The sequence below is a fragment of the Brevundimonas sp. PAMC22021 genome, assembly GCF_019443405.1.
Taxonomy (GTDB): domain Bacteria; phylum Pseudomonadota; class Alphaproteobacteria; order Caulobacterales; family Caulobacteraceae; genus Brevundimonas.
Genome location: NZ_CP080376.1, coordinates 2,340,182 through 2,358,338, shown reverse-complemented (window position 1 = coordinate 2,358,338; position 18,157 = coordinate 2,340,182). Strand labels below are relative to the sequence as shown.

The window sequence follows — 18,157 nt, the reverse complement described above, 5'->3', positions numbered from 1 at the left end:
TCCGTTCGCCGTTCGGCGTTGTTCGCTTCCGCTCCAGCCGAAGGCGCGCGCTTTGGATATCTACCTGCCGATCGCCGAGGTTTCGGTGAACTGGCCGCTCCTGGTGATCCTGGGGGCGGTGGTCGGCTTCGTGTCTGGACTGTTCGGCATCGGCGGCGGCTTCCTGATGGCGCCGATCCTGGTGTTCTTCGGCATTCCGCCCACGGTGGCGGTGGCCAGCCAGGCCAGCCACGTGGTCGCCTCCTCGACGTCCGGCGTGATCCGCTACTCGGGCCAGGGCGCGGTCGACTACCGCATCGGCGGAGTCATGGCCGCGGGCGGTGCGACGGGCGCCCTGCTGGGGGTCGAGTTGTTCCGCTACCTGCGCCTGCTGGGCCAGGCCGATCTGGTGGTGGCGATCTCATACCTGCTGTTCCTGGGCGTGATCGGCACGCTGATGCTGCGCGAAAGCCTGACGGAGATCATCCGCCGGCGACGGGGGATCACCGCACCGCGCAAGGAGCGGCGCCGCCCTCTGTGGCTATACGGCCTGCCGTTGCGGATGAAGTTCCCACGCTCGGGCCTTTACATCAGCGCCATTCCGCCGTTCGGCCTGGGCGTGTTCGCAGGCGTGCTGTCGGCCATCATGGGGGTGGGCGGCGGCTTTGTCCTGGTGCCGGCCATGCTCTATGTGCTGCGGATGCGGGCGGGCGTGGTGGTCGGCACCAGCCTGTTCCAGATCATCATCACCACCGCCGTCACCACCGTGCTTCAGGCCGGACGCAACCAGACGGTGGACATTGTGCTCGCCACCATCCTGCTGTTGGGCGGGGTGGTGGGCGCGCAGGCGGGCGCGCGCTTTTCCGGGCGGTTCCGGGGCGAAGAGTTGCGGGCCCTGCTGGGCCTGATCGTGCTGCTGGTCGGATTGCAGATGGGCCTGGGCCTGTTCGTTGAGCCCTCCGATGTCTTCCTGTTCGCGCCGGGGGTGTCGGACTGATGATGCAGGCCCTGCCGCCGCCCGCCGTCGAGGCGCCGCCGCCCGAGCGTTCGGTCGCCACCACCGATGACCTGCGCGTGGCCGCCGCCCTGACCGAGGCGAGGGTGCATGTGGACTCCAGCTTTCGCGGCGCCTCCATCGTGCTGTACGGCGCGGTGTTCAACCCCAGCGACCAGCCGACCGACGTGGTTGTGGTGGTGCGCGGCCCCGATGCGCCGGTGCGCCTGGTGCGAAAGGTGCGGACCCTCGGCGTCTGGCTGAACAGCCGGCCCGTGCTGTTCGAGGGCGCCCCCGGCTTCTACATGACGGCCTCGACCCGACCGTTGTCCGACATCGCCGACTTCGGCCAGCTGCGTCGCCTGGGGGTCGGCGTCGATCACCTGCGCATCCAGGCGCCGGAGGAAAGCCGCACCGTCACCCGCTACGGCGTGCGCGACGTGGTGGTCAGCCGCCTGGGCGAGGATTACCTCGACTGGCGCCGCGCCGTGATCCGCCTGCGAGAGGCGGCCGCCCTCTACAACACCGATCCGCAGGGCGTCAGCTTCGTGGATCGCGGCCTGTTCCGCGCCGAGGTCGAACTACCGGCCGTGGCCCCCGTCGGGCGTTACCACGCCGAGGTGTGGCTGTTCCAGGACGGCGAACCGGCGTCGGTCTCTAACCTGACCCTGACGGTCGAGAAGGTCGGGCTCGAGCGCGACATCTACGACTTCGCCCACCGCCAGCCCTGGACCTATGGCGTGCTGTGCGTCCTGCTCGCCGCCCTGACCGGTTACGGCGCCTCGCGCCTGTTCAGCCGCCGGAGCTGAAGCCGAGTTCTGCGCGCAGATCTGCGGCGCTGACGCCGCTGTTGCGCAGCTCCGCCAGGGTCATCGATCGGTCGCGCTTGGCGTAGCGGCGGCCGGAGGCGTCGGTCAGCAGGGGGTGGTGGCGGTAGCGGGGTTCTGGCCAGTCCATCAGGGTCTGGATCAGGCGCTGGATGTGGGAGGCTTCGAACAGATCCTGGCCGCGGATGACGTGAGTGACGCCTTGCACGGCGTCGTCGTGGGTCACGGCGAGGTGGTAGGCGACGCCGGTGTCCTTGCGGCCCAGGACGACATCGCCGGCGGTTTCCGGCCGGACCGAGATGCGACCGGTCTCGCCGTTCGGGCCGGCGCCGTCCTCGGTGAAGGCGAGGGAACGCCAGGCGTCTTCGCCGATGGCTTCGCGGGCGCGGTCGAGGGACAGCCGCCAGGCGAAGGGGCGGCCTTCCTCCAGCAGGCGCGCTTCTTCGTCAGCCGAGTGCGGTCCGGGGCGAACAGCTTCGGCCGCTCCGTGCGGGGCGTCGCCGATGGCGTCGAGGATCTCCTTGCGGGTGCGAAAGCAGCGGTAAAGCAGGCCCCGCGCTTCGAGATCGGACAGCACGCGGGCGTAGTCGTCGAGATGCTCCGATTGGCGGCGTACGGGCCCGTCCCAGTCGAGACCCAGCCAGTGGAGATCCTCCAGAATGGCGGCCTCGTACTCGGGCCGGCAGCGGGTCGGGTCGATGTCCTCGATGCGCAGCAGGAAACGCCCGCCGGTATCCCGCGCCGCGCGCCAGGCGGTCAGGGCGGAAAAGGCGTGGCCTTTGTGCAGTCGGCCGGTCGGCGAAGGTGCAAAGCGGGTGGTCAGCATCGGCGGCGACCCTAGCGGCTGCGGCGTTTGCGCGCGATGGGCCGGGGCTTGGAACGCCGTCGCGCCTGTGCTCGTTTGCGCCCGAGCATCGTTCCTGGAGACCTAAAGCCCATGCGCCTGATCGCCGCCGCCGCCTCGACCTCGCTGATCGTTCTGGCCGCAGCCTGCGGCGCCAGCGGGGAGGCGCCCGGCAAATCCGGCGAGGCCCCTGCCTCTCGCGGAGCGCCGCTGGAGACGCGGGCGGCCAATGCGCCGGACCAGCGTCCCGCCTTCGAGGGCCAGACCCGGGCGCCGGCGGCGCGCACCGACCAGGCGCTGATGCACCGGGTGGTCGCCTCCGGGCTCGAGCATCCGTGGGGCCTGGCGATGATGCCGGACGGCCGCTGGCTGGTGACGGAAAAGCCGGGACGGCTGCGGATCGTCACGGGCGAAGGGCAGATCAGCGCGCCGGTGCAGGGTCTGCCCCGCGTCGATGCGCGTGGTCAGGGTGGCCTGCTGGACGTGGCGATCAGCCCCGAGTTCGCCCGCGACCGCATGGTCTACTGGAGCTATGCCGAGCCGCGCGAAAGCGGCAACGCCACCTCCGTCGCGCGCGGGCGGCTGTCGGACGACGGCGCGCGCGTCGAAAACGTCCAGGTGATCTTCCGCGCCCAGCCGACCTATGACGGCGACAAGCATTTCGGCTCGTCGCTGGCGTTCGACGGCCAGGGCCATCTGTTCATCACCCTGGGCGAGCGGTCGGACAAGCCGATGCGGCCGCAGGCGCAGGACCTGAACTCGCACATGGGCAAGACTATCCGCATCAATGCGGATGGCACCATCCCGCAGGACAATCCCTTTGTCGGCCGAGACGGCGCGCGGCCGGAAATCTTCAGCTTCGGCCACCGGAACGTGCAGGGCGTGGCGGTGCAGCCGAACGGCGCGGTCTGGACCATCGAGCACGGCACGCGCGGGGGCGACGAGATCAACCTGGAGAAGCCGGGCGCCAACTATGGCTGGCCCGAGGTGTCGTACGGCATCGAATACAACGGCCAGCCCGGCACCTGGGTCACGGCGCGCGAAGGCACGGAGCAGCCGGTCTACTATTGGGATCCGGTGATCGCGCCGGGCGGGGCCGCCTTCTATCAGGGCGCCATGTTCCCGGGCTGGGACGGCGACTTGCTGGTGGCGGGGCTGAAGGACAAGCAGCTGGCGCGGCTGGTGATAGAGAACGACCGGGTGGTGGGCGAGGAGCGGCTGCTGACCGATCTGGGCGAGCGCATCCGCGACGTGGCGGTGGCGCCCGACGGCGCGGTCTGGGTCATCACGGATCAGGACGACGGCAAGCTGGTTCGACTGTCCGTCGCCTCCTGACCCCGGATCGCCTTGCGGCGCCGGTGCGTTAGGTCTGACCAATGGAGGTTGTCATAATGAAGTCCACGGTCCGTCCGATGCTTGTGATCGCCGGTCTGGCGATGCTTGCCGCCTGCGCCAGCACCGGCGGGCCCAATCGCTATCAGGCCGAGTATGACAGGCTGGAGGCCGACTGCCGCGCCCGCGACGGCATTCTCCAGCCCACGGGCTCCCAATCCGCCCAGCCGGCGCGCGACTATGTATGCCGCATCACGGGCGGGGCCAGTCCGCTGACTGATCGCTGATTAGAATCGCGTTTTCGATCACGCGCCTTCTTACTTGACGTTGACGTAAACGTAGGGCTCTTGGCGGCCAGGTTTCGCAACCGGACCCTCGCCTTCGCCGTGCGGCGACAGGAGAGGCAGACAAGGAAGAACGCACCATGGCTGACGCCTACATCTACGACGCCGTCCGCACGCCGCGCGGCAAGGGCAAGAAGGACGGCTCGCTGCACGAGATCACCGGCCTGTCGCTGGCGACCCAGGTGCTGGAGGCGCTGCGCGACCGCAACGCGCTGGACACCCGCAAGGTCGATGACGTGGTGCTGGGCTGCGTGACGCCGGTGGGCGAACTGGGCGCCGACATCGCGCGCACGGCGGTTCTGGCCGCCGGCTGGTCGCAAGAGACGGCGGGCGTCCAGATCAACCGCTTCTGCGCCTCGGGGCTCGAGGCGGTGAACATGGCGGCGGCCAAGGTCAAGGCGGGCGAGGCGGACTTCGCCGTCGGCGGCGGCGTCGAGGTCATGAGCCGCGTGCCGATGGGCTCGGACATGGGCGCCTGGCCGACCGACCCGTCGTCGGCCTTTCCGACCTACTTCGTGCCGCAGGGCGTGTCCGCGGACATGATCGCGACGAAGTACGGCTTCAGCCGCGACGACGTGGACGCCTATGCGGTGGAAAGCCACAAGCGGTCGGACCGCTCGTGGGCCGAGGGGCGGTTCAGCAAGTCGGTGGTGCCGGTCAAGGATCAGCTGGGGCTGGTGCGCCTGGACCATGACGAGACCATTCGTCCGAACACCGACATGCAGACGCTGGGCGGCCTCAACCCCTCCTTCGCCATGATGGGCGAGATGGCGTTCGATGCGGTGATCAACCAGCGCTACCCCGAGGTCGAGCGGGTCAAGCACGTACACACGCCGGGCAATTCCTCGGGCATCGTCGACGGCGCGGCCGGCGTGCTGATCGGCTCGCTGGAAGCGGGCCAGGCGCTGGGCCTGAAGCCCCGCGCACGCATCAAGGGCGCGGCCTCGATCGGTTCGGAGCCGTCGATCATGCTGACCGGACCCGAGTACGTGTCCAGGAAGCTGCTGAACCGCCTCGGCATGACCACCGCCGACATCGACCTGTGGGAGCTGAACGAAGCCTTTGCGGCCGTGGTGCTGCGCTACATGCAGGCGATGGACATTCCGCACGACAAGATCAACGTGTGCGGCGGCGCCATCGCCATGGGCCATCCGCTGGGCGCCACCGGCGCCATGATCACCTCGGTGGTGCTGGACGAGCTGGAGCGATCGGACAAGTCGACCGCGCTGGTGACCCTGTGCATCGGCGGCGGCATGGGCACCGCCACCGTCATCGAACGCGTCTGATCCGGGAGTAAATGAGCATGGAAAACTTCAAGATCGACGTTGACGCCGACGGCATCGCCCTCGTCTCCTTCGACGTGGCCGGCCGGTCGATGAACACCCTGACCGGACAGGTCATGGACGAGATCCCGCAGGTCGTCGAACGCATCAAGACCGACGACGCCATCAAGGGCGCGGTTCTGACCAGCGGCAAGCCAAGCGGCTTTTGCGCCGGCGCCGACCTCGGCGACATGGCTTCGGGCATGCTGTCCGGCGCGGGCGACCTGCAGGCCGCATATGACGCGGGCTGGAAGCTGAACGGCGCGCTGCGGGCGCTGGAAACCTGCGGAAAACCGGTGGCGGCGGCCATCAACGGCTTGGCGCTGGGCGGCGGACTGGAGCTGACGCTGGCCTGCCACTACCGGGTGGTCGAGAACGACAACAGGATCCAACTGGGCCTGCCCGAGATCAAGGTCGGCCTGTTCCCCGGCGGCGGCGGCACACAGCGTTTGACGCGCCTGATCGGCGTGCAGGCGGCCCTGATGCAGATGAGCGAAGGCAAGTCGTGGCGTCCGAACGACGCGAAGGGCGCGGGCGTCGTCCACGAAGTGGTCGAAAAAGGCCAATCGGTCGAGGCCGCCAAGACCTGGATCAGGAACGGCGGCAAGGCCCAGCAGCCCTGGGACGACAAGTCGTTCAAGCTGCCGGGCGGCGGCCCCTACCACCCGGCCGGCATCCAGAACTTCATGGTCGGCAACGCCATGCTGCGCAAGCAGTCCTACGGCAACTATCCGGCCGTGCTGAACCTGATGAAGGCGGTCTACGAGGGCCTGCAGGTTCCGATCGACGCGGGGCTGCGGATCGAGACGCGCTACTTCATCAAGACCCTGATGACGCCGCAGGCGCAGGCCATGATCCGCTCGCTGTTCCTGTCCAAGCAGGAACTGGACAAGGGCGCGGTGCGCCCGGCCGGCGTTGAAAAGTCCGATCCCAAGAAGGTCACGGTGCTGGGCGCCGGCATGATGGGCGCGGGCATCGCCTATGTGCAGGCCATGGCCGGTATCGAGACGGTGCTGATCGACCAGACCCAGGAAGCCGCCGACAAGGGCAAGCAGCACGTCGCCGACCTGTTGAAGAAGCGGCTGTCGCGCGGCCAGATGACCCAGGAGAAGCACGACGCCACCCTGGCCCTGGTCACCGCCACCACCGACTACGACCTGATCAAGGGGTCGGACCTGGTGGTCGAGGCGGTGTTCGAAAGCCGCGAGATCAAGTCGGACGTGACCAGGCGGGCCGAGGCTCAGCTGTCCGAAGGCGCCGTGTTCGGCTCCAACACCTCGACCCTGCCGATCACCGGCCTGGCCGAGGCCAGCGTGCGGCCCGAGGACTTCATCGGCATTCACTTCTTCTCGCCGGTCGACAAGATGATGCTGGTCGAGATCATCATGGGCGAAAAGACGGGCGACGCGGCCCTGGCCAAGGCCATCGACTATGTCCTGAAGATCAAGAAGACGCCGATCGTGGTCAACGACAGCCGCGGCTTCTACACCTCGCGCTGCTTCTCGACCTTCCTGACCGAAGGGCTGGCGATGTTGGTCGAGGGCTATTCTCCGGCCCTGATCGACAACGTCGGGCGCATGACCGGCATGCCGCGCGGCCCGCTGGAAATGCACGACGACGTGGCGCTGGACCTGTCCTACAAGATCGCCAAACAGACCAAGGCGGACCTGGGCGACGCCTATGTTCCGAACCCCGGCGAAGACCTAGTCGCCACCATGGTCGAGGACGGCCGTTTCGGGCGCAAGAACGGCAAGGGCTTCTATGACTATGACCAGAAGCCAAAGACGCTGTGGGCGGGCCTGGGCGAACTCGCGCCCGTGACCCAGACCGAAGGCTTCGGCGAAAGCCCCGACGCCTTCGCCCACATCGATGAGCTCAAGACACGCCTGCTCTATCGCCAGGCGGTGGAGGTGGCGCGGTGCTGGGAAGAGGGCGTGATCGACGATCCTCGCGAGGCGGACCTCGGCGCTATCCTAGGCTGGGGCTTCGCGCCCTGGACCGGAGGTCCGGTCAGCTTCATCGACGGGGTCGGCCTGGCGACGTTCGTCGAGACGGCGGATCGCCTGGCGGACGCCTACGGAGACCGCTTCAAGGTGCCGCAGCTGCTGCGCGACATGGCCGAAAAGGGCGAGGCCTTCTACGGCCGCTTCGCGCCGGAGACCAAGGCGGCCGCCTGATCGCATTTCACCTCCCCATCGCTCGGCGATGGGGAGGTGGATCGACGGCGCAGCCGGCGAGACGGAGGGGGCGCTTTTATAGGTCTTCCTGATAAGAGCCCCTCCGTCACGGCGCTTACGCGCCGCGCCACCTCCCCTTCCGCAGGGCGGACGGGGAGGAGAGGAGGTCAGATGATGTCCAGCGGCGTTGCCTTGGTCGGTTGCGGGAACACCCGGTCCAGCCGTTCCAGATCCTCGGCGTCGAAGCGGATTTCCAGCGCCTCGGCATTGGCCTCGACATGTTCGACCGTGCTGGCCTTGGGGATGGCGATCACCCCGTCCTGGCGCAGCACGGCGGCCAGCGCCACCTGGGCCGGAGAGGCGTCGTGGCGATCGGCGATGTCGGTGATCAGCGGATGCTCGAGCAGCCCTCCGCGCCCAAGCGGCGAATAGGCCATCATCGGCATGTCGCGCGCCTGCATCCATGGCAGCAGATCGAACTCCACGCCGCGCGAACCGAGATTGTAGAGCAGCTGGTTGGCCGCGCAGTCGTTTCCGCCGTCGATGTCGATCAGCCGCTCCATCGCGCGAAGATCCAGGTTGGACACGCCCCAGCGGGCGATCATCCCCTCGTCCACCAGCTCCTGGAAGGCGTCCACCGTCTCTTCCAGCGGAACGCGGCCTTCCCAATGCAGCAGGTAGAGGTCGATCCGGTCCACGCCCAGCCGCTCCAGCGACTTCTCGCAGGCCAGCATCATCTTCATTTCCGAGGCGTTCTCGGGTCGGACCTTGGAGACCAGGAAGACCTCGTCGCGCCGGCCCGCGATCACCTCGCCGACCAGCCGCTCTGAGCGTCCGTCGCCGTACAGCTCGGCCGTGTCGATGACGGTGAGGCCCAGGTCGATCCCTCGCGCCAGCGCCGCCTGCTCCTCGTCGCGCCAGGCTGGATCGTCGCCGATTTCCCAGGTGCCCTGGCCAAGAACGGGGATGGTGGTCCCATCCGAAAAGGTGACGAGGCGTGTCATACGCTCATCAATGCGCGGAGCGGCCAAAGGATCGCAAGGCGGCGCCTCAGCCCAGGGTCAGGCTGTCGGCCTCTGCCGGATACAGGGTCGTCAGCGTCTGCTTCACCTGCGCGAAGGCGGCCATGATGTGGTAGAAAGAACTGGCCGGCGCGGCCTCGTCGATGAAGTCGCCGTTGGCCAGGCATTTGTCGCGCCAGAGGCCCTGCGGCGTCAGATAACGCCACACCGCACGCTGCGCCCGCGCCGCGTCCTGAAGGAAGGCTTCGCGCTCGGCGCCCCGGCATTCCTCGGCCAGGATCAGCGCCGCCTTCAGCCATTCGGTCTGTGGCCACAGACGCGCGCGGCGGCTGCGGAACGATCCGTCGGCGTTCAGCGCGTCCACCACGATCCGGCGCTGAGGCTCCACGCCCTTGAGGCCGAAGGCGTAGAGGCGTCGAGCCGCGGCCAGGGCGTCGGGGTCCGAGCGCAGGCGCGCATAACGCGCGAGCACCCAGGCCCATTCGAACTGATGCCCCGGCTCGACCAGCAAACCGTCCTCGCCCGCCGCCGGCGTCCAGGCGGCGTCGAAGAACTCGCGCAGGAAGCCGCCGTCCGCGTCGATGAACTGCGTGAGCGCGAGTTGGGCGATGCGGTCGGAGAGGCTGCGCCAATCGCCGTTGCCGCCCGCCTCCTCCCAGGCCATGCAGGCCTCGAGCAGGTGCATGTGTGCGTTGGACTGATAGGGATGAGAACCCGTCTCGATCAGCCCGCCCGAAGGAGGCGCGGCGTCCAGAAGCGCATCGCGAGTGCGAGCGGCGTTCGCGGCGCAAGGCTCCGCCTGATCGCAGGCAACGGCGAGGGCCAACAGCAGAAAGGCCTGGTCGTAGAGGGTCGCCGTCTCATCCAGGGGCGTGTCGTCATCGTTGAGGCGCGTCCGCATCAGCCCGTCCGAACGCAGATAGATGGCGTTGATCCGTTCCAGTCCCAACCTGACCGCACGCCGCCATGGACCGCGCCAACCCAGCCGGCCGGCCTCGGCGAACACCTGAACCTGGCGGGACTGCACCCGCGCCCGGCGCGAGGACGGCACCAATCGACCGTCGAGAGCCAGAACCTCGCGGAAGCCGCCGTCTTCGCCCTGACCCAAGGCGCTCCAGGTCGGAAGCGCCGACAGCCGCATCCATTCCGCCAGGCGGCGCGCGCCGTCGAGCAGGCTCTCGGGCGTCTCGCGCGGGAAATCGAGGTGGCGAGGCGAGGCGGTCCTCAACCGCTCCACGACGGCCTTGACGTCCTGGCTACGTGACAGGTCGGCGACCAGCACGGCGTCCGGCTCGACCACGATGGCGAGGTCGCGCACGCCGACAGCCGCCACCATCACCCCGTCGCAAGCGCGAACGAGACATCCTTCCGCATCCTCGAACAGGTGCGTGCCCAGGTCGCCTTCACCGGTCTGTTTGATGGCGTCCCAGGATCCCAGATCGGACCACTCGAAGTCGACCGGCAGCACCGATGCGCGGCGCGTGTTCTCCATCACCGCATAGTCGATCGAGATCTTGGGCGCGTCGGCGAACTCAGGTCCGAGGACGATCACAGGGCTCCCGCCAGTCGGCAGGGCCGCGGAGGCGGCGGCCTCCACGGCGGCGGCCGAGAGGCGCAGCTCCTCCAGCAGCAGCCCCGCGGGCGTGATGAAGTTGCCGCTGTTCCAGACGTAGCCGGCGTCAATGTACTGGCGCGCCGTGGCCGGATCAGGCTTTTCAACAAAGGCGGATACCGGAGACAAGCCTTCGCCTTGTGGCGCGATGTAGCCATAGGCGGAGGACGCCGCGCTGGGTCTCACCCCAAGGGTGACGATGCGGCCCTGCTCGCGCGCAGCCCGCGCCGCGTCCAATGCAGCCGCTCGAAAGGCGACCTCGTCGGGAATGTGGTGATCAGAGGCGACAAAGACGTTGACGCCGTCGGGATCGCGCCGGGCGGTCCAGAGCGCGGCGGCGGCCATGGCGGGCGCCGAGTCCCGGGGTTCGGGCTCCAGCAGCACCTGCGCCTCGATGCCCACGGCGTCCAGCTGAGACAGGATGGCGTCGCGGTGGGCGACGCCGCCCACGACCAGCAGCCGCCCGCCCTCCGCCAGCGGCGCCACGCGCATGGCCGTTTCCTGGAACGGCGAACGGTTGCCCGACAGGGGAATGAACTGCTTGGGCCGCGAAGGTCGCGACGCCGGCCACAGTCGGGTGCCCGAGCCGCCGCACATGATCACGGGATAGAGCTTCATCATCACCACACACCTTATGGCGGCGCGCGGCGAGCGTCAGCATAAGTTAGCGCGAGAAGCGCGAGTTTCAGTTGGCCGATGTAGTCGCCAGCTGTTCCCGCATCTGCGCCACGATCTCCAGGCTGCGGATGCGAGCCTGATTGTCGTGCATCATGCCCGTGATCATCAGTTCGTCGATCTTGGTCATTTCGATAAAGGACCGGATCTGGTCGCGCACGGTCTCGGGACCGCCGACGGCGGAATAGAGCAGGCGGCTCTGGGCGCCCATGAGCTCGCCGGGGGAGAGCACCGCTTCGATGTCGTCCACCGGCGGGGGCAACAGGCCGGGCCGGCCGCGTTGCAGGCGGGCGAAGCTCTGCTGCATGGAGGTGGATAGACGACGGCCCTCCTCGTCCGTGTCCGCGGCGAAGACGTTGATGGCGGCCACGGCGTGCGGCTTGTCCAGCCGCTCCGATTGACGGAACTCGCGCCGGTAGATGGCCAGCGCCTCCTTCAGCATCTCGGGGGCGAAATGGCTGGCGAAGGCGTAGGGTAGACCCATCTGACCGGCCAGTTGCGCGCTGAACAGGCTGGAGCCCAGCAGCCAGATCGGCACGCGCAGACCGGCGCCCGGCACGGCGCGCACAGCCTGGTTCTCGACCGCCGGCTCGAAATAGTGGATCAGCTCGGCCACATCGCGGGGGAACTGGTCCGCCGCCTCGAAATAGCGCCGCAGGGCGCGTGCGGTGGCCCCGTCGGTTCCGGGCGCCCGGCCAAGACCCAGGTCGATACGGCCCGGGTACAGCGTCTCCAGCGTGCCGAACTGCTCGGCGATCACCAGCGGCGCATGGTTGGGCAGCATGACCCCGCCCGAGCCGACGCGAATCCGCTGCGTGCCCGCGGCCACATGGCCGATGACGATGGCGGTGGCGGCGCTGGCGATGCCCGGCATGTTGTGGTGCTCGGCCAGCCAGAACCGCTCGTAACCAAGGGTGTCGGCGGCCTGAGCGAAGGCCAGAGTCTCGTCCATGGCGCGACGGAGATCGCCGCCTTCGACGACGGGGGACAGGTCAAGAACGGAAAAGGGGATCATGGCTGCTAGATCGGGGTCCGATCCCGCCGATCAAGGGGAACCGGCCTTGGCGCCCGCGCTTTGATGAGGCGACATCCAAGGAGCGCCCGATGACCGATTCCTCTTCCGAGAACTGTGAAGCCATGGAAGCCGCCGACATGGGTGAGAAGCCGGACCTGGGTCATCAGGCCGACACCCTGTCGAACGCCTTGGGCGGGACGGACATGGGATCGGACACCCGCGCCGGTTCGCTGGAAGGCGGATCGGCGTCAGGCTCGGAAAGCGACGCCGATCAGGACCGGATCAATGAGACGCTGGCGAGCGAGGGCATGGCTTCGGCTGATCCGCAGTCGCCGTCCGATGTTGATCCTGACCCGATCAACAACACCGGCGACGATCTGACCGGGCCCGCCGGCGACCCTGCAGAGGGCGGTCGTGGCAACGATGCGGACGCCGCTTCGGGCTGATCGCCTTGCGGGCGCCACAGCGAGGCGCCACGGTGACGAAGCAGACTTCTCGGGTTCAGGGACGCACGTTTCGATGATTCGCCAATGGGCGGCGGTCGCCGCCTTTGTCACGCTTGGGCTGGCCGGATGCGAACGCACGGCCGAGCGCGTCCAGGCGGACCTCCCGACGCCCCCGCCCACTGCGGACTCGCCTGTGGCTGCTCCCACGGCTCAGAGCGCGAGCACGACCTTGTCTCCGGCTGCGCCGGGCGCGCCGGGCTTTGCGGTGCTTTATCCCGGAGCCGCTGTGGAAGAGCCGGCGACCACGGCGGTCGGCCCCGACGGCGAAGGGGGGCTTGTCACCTTTGCGACGGACGCCGCGCCCGATGCGGTGGTCGCCTTTTATCGCCAGCATGCCGAAGCCGCCGGGCTGACCTCGGTGATGGGCATGAACCAGGGCGACGCGCGCGCCTATGGCGCGGCCGGCGCCCAGCCGGACAGCGCCAGTCTGCAGGTGGTCGCCTCGCCCGGAGAAGCGGGCCGAACCTCGGTCCAGTTGACGTGGAACGCCGGGCGATAAGCACGAACCTCGCCGCGGCTCTTGCCCTGAGCATGCTGGCGGGCTGCGCCACCACGCCTGCGGCGCCGGTCGTTTCCGGATACCTCGACACGTCCCGGATTGCTGGCGCGACCAGCGGCTTGATGTCGCATGAGGCGGCGCCTTGGGCGCCGCAGGCGGTCGTCGCCGGCGGCGACCGCTGGCTGCTGGCGACCGCGCATGCGGAACTGCGGCCTCGGTATGCGCTGCAACATTTCGACTGCGCCCTGGGCGTCCGTTCCGCCTCCGGCGAGACCAGGGCGTTGGAGCAGGCCTTGGCCAGGGTGTTCAGCGATGCGGCGAAGGTCGCGGAGCGGCTGCGGCGAAAACCCCCGTCCAGGCCAGCGGAGGCGGGTGGAAGAGCCTGCCGGCGGCATGGGGGCGAGACGGATGAGTCCGAGGCCCGTCTTCGGCCCGAGACGATACTGGGCTCCGCCTACGCCGAAGTCCTTGCAGCCGCAGCGCCTCAGGCCGCTTCGCCGATCCGGAGCATCGGGCATGAGATTGGCGTCAGCCAGGCGATCTGCGGCCTTGTCACGCCGGACGAGGCCGCAGAGGGCGAAGCGTTGGGTCGCCGCCTGGGGGCGGAGATCGTGGCGACGGAGGAGTTTCGGGCCGACCTGCCCGACCTGCGCCGCGAGGTTCAAGGCTTGCAACGATCAGGTCTGACGCATCCGGGTTGCGCAGCCGAGCGGCTGGCGCTGAGCGCGCCCGTGTCGTGATCGGCCTGGTGGCGGCCCTGGTCTTGGCGCAGCCAGCCGCGCGGGCCTGCACCCCGGCGGAAATGGCCGATCTGCTGAGCCCGTCGGCTGCGCCTTACCGGCTCGCCTGCCGCGCAGTGCTGCAGGCGGGCGCCCATGTTCAACGGCCGGTGCTGATCGAGGGCGCGGAAGCGTCCGGCGCCGGTCTCGACTGCAGCGGCGGGCGCGTCGGCGTGGCTCACCGCCCCGGCACGACCAAGCTGCCGACGGTGGCGGTCTGGTCGCGTCGGACACATGCAGGCTGGAGCGCGCCTCGAGACGTTTCCATCCGCCGCTGCGTCATCCTCGGCAACGTGCGGATCTGGGGCATGGGGGCGGGCGGCGCGATGAGCGATCTGCGCGACGCCTCTCGCCAGGCCGACTTCACCCGCGCAGCGCAGGCGGCGGCGCCCAGCGGCGTGACGCTGGACGCCGTGCGGATCGAGGCCAATGGATCGATCCCGCTCTATGTCGGGCCGGGCGTCACGCGGACGACGATGCGCGGTTCGACCTTCACCGGCCGCTCGGTGTCCACGGCCGTCTATCTGGACGCCGAGAGCGCCAACGCCGTGATCGACAACAACGATTTCAGCGTCCGCACTGGCCGCGAGATCATCGCCATGGATGGATCGGGCGCCAATCGCATCACCGGCAACCGCTTCGACCTGCAGGGCCGCGGCGGCGTCTTCCTGTACCGAAACTGCGGCGAGGACGGCGTGATCCGGCACCAGACGCCGTCGTGGAACCGCATCACCGACAACACTTTCACCGGCGCGTCCTGGCTCAGGCCGCGGCTGGTGGTGGTCGGATCGCGCGAGGGGGGGCGACCTTACTGCGGGGCGGACGCCGGATGGCCGTTCGGGTCCAGCGCCGACGACGGCGACAATGCGGTCGGCAACACCGTGGAGCGCAACCGCGCCCTTTAGCCCGCCGCGCGCACGGCGGCCGAGACGTCGGCCACCACCCGCCGGACCAGCGCCTCGTCGTCGCCTTCCGCCATGACGCGGATCAGCTTCTCGGTGCCGGACGGGCGCACCAGCAGACGCCCTGAGCCATTCAGCGCGCCTTCGGCTTCGGAGATTGCGGCCTTGACGCCGGCCGTGTCCAGCGGCGCAGGCGAGGTGAAGCGGACGTTCTCCAGCCGCTGGGGCACGGGATCGAACTGGCGCGCCAGCTCGCTCATCGGCTTGCCGGACTCGACCAGAACCGCCAGCACCTGCAGCGCCGCCATCAGGCCGTCGCCGGTGGTGGCGAAGTCGTGCAGGATAATGTGGCCCGACTGTTCGCCGCCGACGTTGAAGCCGCCCTCGCGCATCCGCTCCATGACGTAGCGATCGCCGACCTTGGTGCGCTCCAGCGTCAGGCCCTCGGCCTTCAGCCGCCGCTCCAGTCCGAGGTTGGACATGACGGTCGCCACCACGCCTCCGCCGGTCAGCAGGCCGCGTCGCGCCCAGTCCATGCCGACCAGCGCCATGATCTGGTCGCCGTCGACCACCTGGCCTTTTTCGTCGCAGATGATCAGCCGGTCGGCGTCGCCGTCCAGCGCAATGCCGATGTCGGCTCGGTAACGCTTAACCGCGTCCGCCAGCGCCGCCGGATGGGTCGAGCCGCAATCGGCGTTGATGTTGACCCCGTTGGGCTCGACACCGACCGAGCAGACCTCGGCTCCCAGCTCGAACAGGGTGGTCGGCGCCACGCGATAGCCCGCGCCGTTTGCGCAGTCGATGCAGACGCGCAGCCCTTTCAGGCTCAGGCGCTTGGGAAAGGCTTGTTTGGCGATTTCGATGTAGCGGCCCTGGGCGTCGTCGATTCGCTTGACGCGGCCTAGTTCACCCGCCGCGGCCAGACCCTCACCCAGCCCCTCGTCCATCATGGCTTCGATCTTCAGCTCGATCTCGTCCGACAGCTTGTAGCCGTCGGGCCCGAACAGCTTGATGCCGTTGTCGGCATAGTTGTTGTGCGAGGCCGAGATCATCACCCCCAGATCCGCCCGCATCGAGCGCGTCAGCATCGCCACGCCCGGCGTCGGCACCGGGCCAAAGGTCAGCACGTCCATGCCCACCGAGGCGAAGCCGGCGACCAGCGCCGGCTCGATGGTGTAGCCGGACAGACGCGTGTCCTTGCCGATCACCACCAGATGGCGGCGATCCGCCTCGGTGCGGAACAGCTTGCCGGCGGCCAGGCCGACCCGCAGGGCGACCTCGGCCGTCATCGGATGCGTGTTGGCCCGTCCCCGGATGCCGTCGGTGCCGAAGTATTTTCTCTGGCTCAAGATGCCGTCTCGCTGTCAGGAAACCTTCCGAAACCCGGATTTAGATGCGATCAGGCTTTCGTTTGCCTAGACGCTCACCGGAACGATGCGGATGGCATAGTCCGATCACGCCGTCGCTGCAAAGCCGGCAAGTTGTCCTGTCTCTTCTGGAGCATTCCCATGTGCGGCATCATTGGCATCACCGGCGAAGGCTCGGTCGTTCCGCGTCTGCTCGACAGCCTCAAGCGGCTGGAATACCGGGGCTATGATTCCGCAGGCGTCGCCGCCGTCGTCGATGGCCGGATCGAGCGCCGCAGAGCCAAGGGCAAGATCCGCGCCCTGGAAGAGGTGCTGGCGGATGAGCCGCTGAAGGCCACGGTCGGCATCGGCCACACCCGCTGGGCGACGCACGGCGCGCCGAACGTGCCGAACGCCCACCCGCACCGGGCCGGCCGCGTGACGCTGGTGCACAACGGCATCATCGAGAACTTCGCCGAACTGAAGGCCGAACTGACCGCGCGGGGTCATGTGTTCGAAAGCCAGACCGACACCGAGGTGGTGGCCCATCTGCTGGATCAGACCTTGTCTGAAGGCGCGGCGCCGCTCGCCGCCTTCAAGGCGACCCTGGACCGGCTGACCGGCGCCTATGCGCTGGCGGTGCTGATCGAAGGCGAGGACGGCCTGATCCTGGGCGCCCGGCGCGGCAGCCCGCTGGTGGTCGGCTGGGGCGAGGGCGAGATGTACCTGGGCTCGGACGCCCTGGCCGTTGGCCCGTTCACCCAGAAGATCTCCTATCTGGAGGAAGGCGATTACGTCGCCGTCGACCCTTCGGGCGCGCGCATGTTCGATGCGAGCGGTGCCGCCGTCGAACGCGCGATCGTCCAGGTCTCGGCTTCCTCGGCCATGGTCGAGAAGGGCGAATATCGGCATTTCATGGAAAAGGAGATCCATGAGCAGCCCGACAGCGTGCAGCACACCCTGTCGGAATACCTCGATCTGGTGACCGGCAAGGCGAAGGCGCCGGCCGTGGACTTCGCCGCCATCGACCGCATCCAGATCATCGCCTGCGGCACCGCCTTCTACGCCGGCCAGATCGGCCGCTATGCCTTTGAGCGCATCGCCGGCCTGCCCTGCGACGTCGAGATCGCGTCTGAGTTCCGCTACCGCTCGCCCGCGCTCGGCAAGAGCGCCCTGGCGGTCGCCGTCAGCCAGTCGGGCGAGACCGCCGACACGCTGGCCAGCCTGACGTGGTGCAAGCGCGAGGGGCTGAGAACCGCGGCCGTGGTCAATGTCCACTCGTCATCGATGGCGCGCGAGGCCGAGGTGCTGTGGCCGACTCATGCCGGCCCGGAGATCGGCGTCGCCTCCACCAAGGCCTTCACCGCCCAGGTCGCGGCGCTTCTGGCGCTGGCGGTCGCCGCCGGCGTGGCTCGGGGCCGGATCGACCCGGCTCAGGAGGCTGAACTGGTCAAAGCCTTGTTCGAGAGCCCGCGCCTGATCGCGGACGCCCTGCGGATGGACGGCGCCGTCCGCGCCGTCGCTCACGATCTGGCCAAGGCCGACGATGTGCTGTTCCTGGGCCGCGGGGCCATGTTCCCGTTGGCCATGGAAGGCGCGCTGAAGCTGAAGGAGATCAGCTACATCCACGCCGAGGGCTATGCCGCCGGCGAGCTGAAGCACGGCCCCATCGCCCTGATCGACGAGGAAACCCCAACCGTCGCCCTTGCGCCGCTGGACGACGTGTTCGAAAAGACCGCCTCCAACCTGCAAGAAGTCTCGGCGCGCGGCGGCCCGGTCATCATGATCGCCCCCGAGGCCGCCCCAGCCCCCCACGGCGCCAGCATCCGCCGCATCGACGCCCCGGACTGCCATCCTCTGATCGCACCGCTCGTCTATGCCGTCCCGGTCCAGTTGCTGGCCTACTATACCGCCGTCCAGAAGGGCACGGACGTGGACCAGCCCCGCAACCTGGCGAAGTCGGTCACGGTGGAGTGAGGACG

General features: G+C 68.7%; 16 protein-coding genes. 11 read left to right on the top strand and 5 right to left on the bottom strand.

The window, feature by feature from the left end; all coding sequences use genetic code 11:
• The first annotated feature begins 52 nt into the window (after nucleotides 1-52).
• A complete protein-coding gene (locus KY493_RS11650; protein WP_219896501.1) occupies nucleotides 53-976 on the top strand; it encodes a sulfite exporter TauE/SafE family protein in 924 nt (307 codons plus the stop codon).
• A complete protein-coding gene (locus tag KY493_RS11645) occupies nucleotides 976-1,782 on the top strand; it encodes a TIGR02186 family protein (RefSeq protein WP_219896500.1) in 807 nt (268 codons plus the stop codon). Before KY493_RS11650 ends, KY493_RS11645 begins: the two co-directional genes overlap by 1 nt.
• On the opposite strand, the gene gluQRS is transcribed toward KY493_RS11645, so the two are convergent.
• Nucleotides 1,766-2,626, bottom strand: a complete 861-nt coding sequence (gene gluQRS, locus KY493_RS11640) for a tRNA glutamyl-Q(34) synthetase GluQRS (protein WP_219896499.1) — start codon at nucleotides 2,624-2,626, stop codon at nucleotides 1,766-1,768. The two genes, KY493_RS11645 and gluQRS, sit on opposite strands and share 17 nt — an antisense overlap.
• 111 nt (nucleotides 2,627-2,737) lie before the next feature.
• Between gluQRS and KY493_RS11635 the strand changes: the two genes are divergently transcribed.
• The 4 genes from KY493_RS11635 to KY493_RS11620 all read left to right on the top strand — a co-directional run bounded on the left by KY493_RS11635 (nucleotide 2,738) and on the right by KY493_RS11620 (nucleotide 7,819).
• A complete protein-coding gene (locus KY493_RS11635) occupies nucleotides 2,738-3,979 on the top strand; it encodes a PQQ-dependent sugar dehydrogenase (RefSeq protein ID WP_219896498.1) in 1,242 nt (413 codons plus the stop codon).
• Nucleotides 3,980-4,035: 56 nt separating this feature from the next.
• Nucleotides 4,036-4,263, top strand: coding sequence for a hypothetical protein (locus tag KY493_RS11630; protein ID WP_219896497.1), 228 nt, complete (start codon nucleotides 4,036-4,038; stop codon nucleotides 4,261-4,263).
• Nucleotides 4,264-4,400: 137 nt separating this feature from the next.
• Nucleotides 4,401-5,606 carry an acetyl-CoA C-acetyltransferase gene (locus KY493_RS11625; RefSeq protein ID WP_219896496.1) on the top strand — a complete coding sequence of 402 codons (1,206 nt, stop codon included), beginning with the start codon at nucleotides 4,401-4,403 and terminating at the stop codon, nucleotides 5,604-5,606.
• Between the two features lie 17 nt (nucleotides 5,607-5,623).
• Nucleotides 5,624-7,819 (top strand): 3-hydroxyacyl-CoA dehydrogenase NAD-binding domain-containing protein, encoded by a 2,196-nt coding sequence (locus KY493_RS11620; protein ID WP_219896495.1) that lies wholly within the window; start codon nucleotides 5,624-5,626, stop codon nucleotides 7,817-7,819.
• A 167-nt stretch (nucleotides 7,820-7,986) separates the two neighbouring features.
• On the opposite strand, the gene KY493_RS11615 is transcribed toward KY493_RS11620, so the two are convergent.
• From KY493_RS11615 to KY493_RS11605, 3 genes are all read right to left on the bottom strand, one after another.
• Nucleotides 7,987-8,823: an aldo/keto reductase gene (locus KY493_RS11615; RefSeq protein WP_219896494.1), complete on the bottom strand. Its 837-nt coding sequence runs from the start codon at nucleotides 8,821-8,823 to the stop codon at nucleotides 7,987-7,989.
• A 46-nt stretch (nucleotides 8,824-8,869) separates the two neighbouring features.
• A complete protein-coding gene (locus KY493_RS11610) occupies nucleotides 8,870-11,074 on the bottom strand; it encodes an AGE family epimerase/isomerase (protein WP_255567877.1) in 2,205 nt (734 codons plus the stop codon).
• Between the two features lie 64 nt (nucleotides 11,075-11,138).
• Nucleotides 11,139-12,143, bottom strand: a complete 1,005-nt coding sequence (locus KY493_RS11605; protein ID WP_219896493.1) for an LLM class flavin-dependent oxidoreductase — start codon at nucleotides 12,141-12,143, stop codon at nucleotides 11,139-11,141.
• 89 nt (nucleotides 12,144-12,232) lie between these two features.
• On the opposite strand from KY493_RS11605, the gene KY493_RS11600 reads away from it, so the two are divergent.
• From KY493_RS11600 to KY493_RS11585, 4 genes are all read left to right on the top strand, one after another.
• Nucleotides 12,233-12,589 (top strand): ribonuclease, encoded by a 357-nt coding sequence (locus KY493_RS11600; RefSeq protein WP_219896492.1) that lies wholly within the window; start codon nucleotides 12,233-12,235, stop codon nucleotides 12,587-12,589.
• A 73-nt stretch (nucleotides 12,590-12,662) separates the two neighbouring features.
• On the top strand, nucleotides 12,663-13,148 hold the full coding sequence (locus KY493_RS11595; RefSeq protein ID WP_219896491.1) for a hypothetical protein: 486 nt from the start codon (nucleotides 12,663-12,665) through the stop codon (nucleotides 13,146-13,148).
• A 32-nt stretch (nucleotides 13,149-13,180) separates the two neighbouring features.
• Nucleotides 13,181-13,888 carry a hypothetical protein gene (locus KY493_RS11590; RefSeq protein WP_219896490.1) on the top strand — a complete coding sequence of 236 codons (708 nt, stop codon included), beginning with the start codon at nucleotides 13,181-13,183 and terminating at the stop codon, nucleotides 13,886-13,888.
• An 8-nt stretch (nucleotides 13,889-13,896) separates the two neighbouring features.
• A complete protein-coding gene (locus KY493_RS11585; protein ID WP_255567876.1) occupies nucleotides 13,897-14,832 on the top strand; it encodes a right-handed parallel beta-helix repeat-containing protein in 936 nt (311 codons plus the stop codon).
• Here KY493_RS11585 and glmM read toward each other — a convergent pair.
• Nucleotides 14,829-16,178: a phosphoglucosamine mutase gene (gene glmM / locus KY493_RS11580; protein WP_219896489.1), complete on the bottom strand. Its 1,350-nt coding sequence runs from the start codon at nucleotides 16,176-16,178 to the stop codon at nucleotides 14,829-14,831. The two genes, KY493_RS11585 and glmM, sit on opposite strands and share 4 nt — an antisense overlap.
• 159 nt (nucleotides 16,179-16,337) lie before the next feature.
• On the opposite strand from glmM, the gene glmS reads away from it, so the two are divergent.
• Complete coding sequence (gene glmS, locus KY493_RS11575; protein WP_219896488.1) at nucleotides 16,338-18,152, top strand: glutamine--fructose-6-phosphate transaminase (isomerizing); 1,815 nt, start codon at nucleotides 16,338-16,340, stop codon at nucleotides 18,150-18,152.
• Nucleotides 18,153-18,157 lie beyond the last annotated feature (5 nt).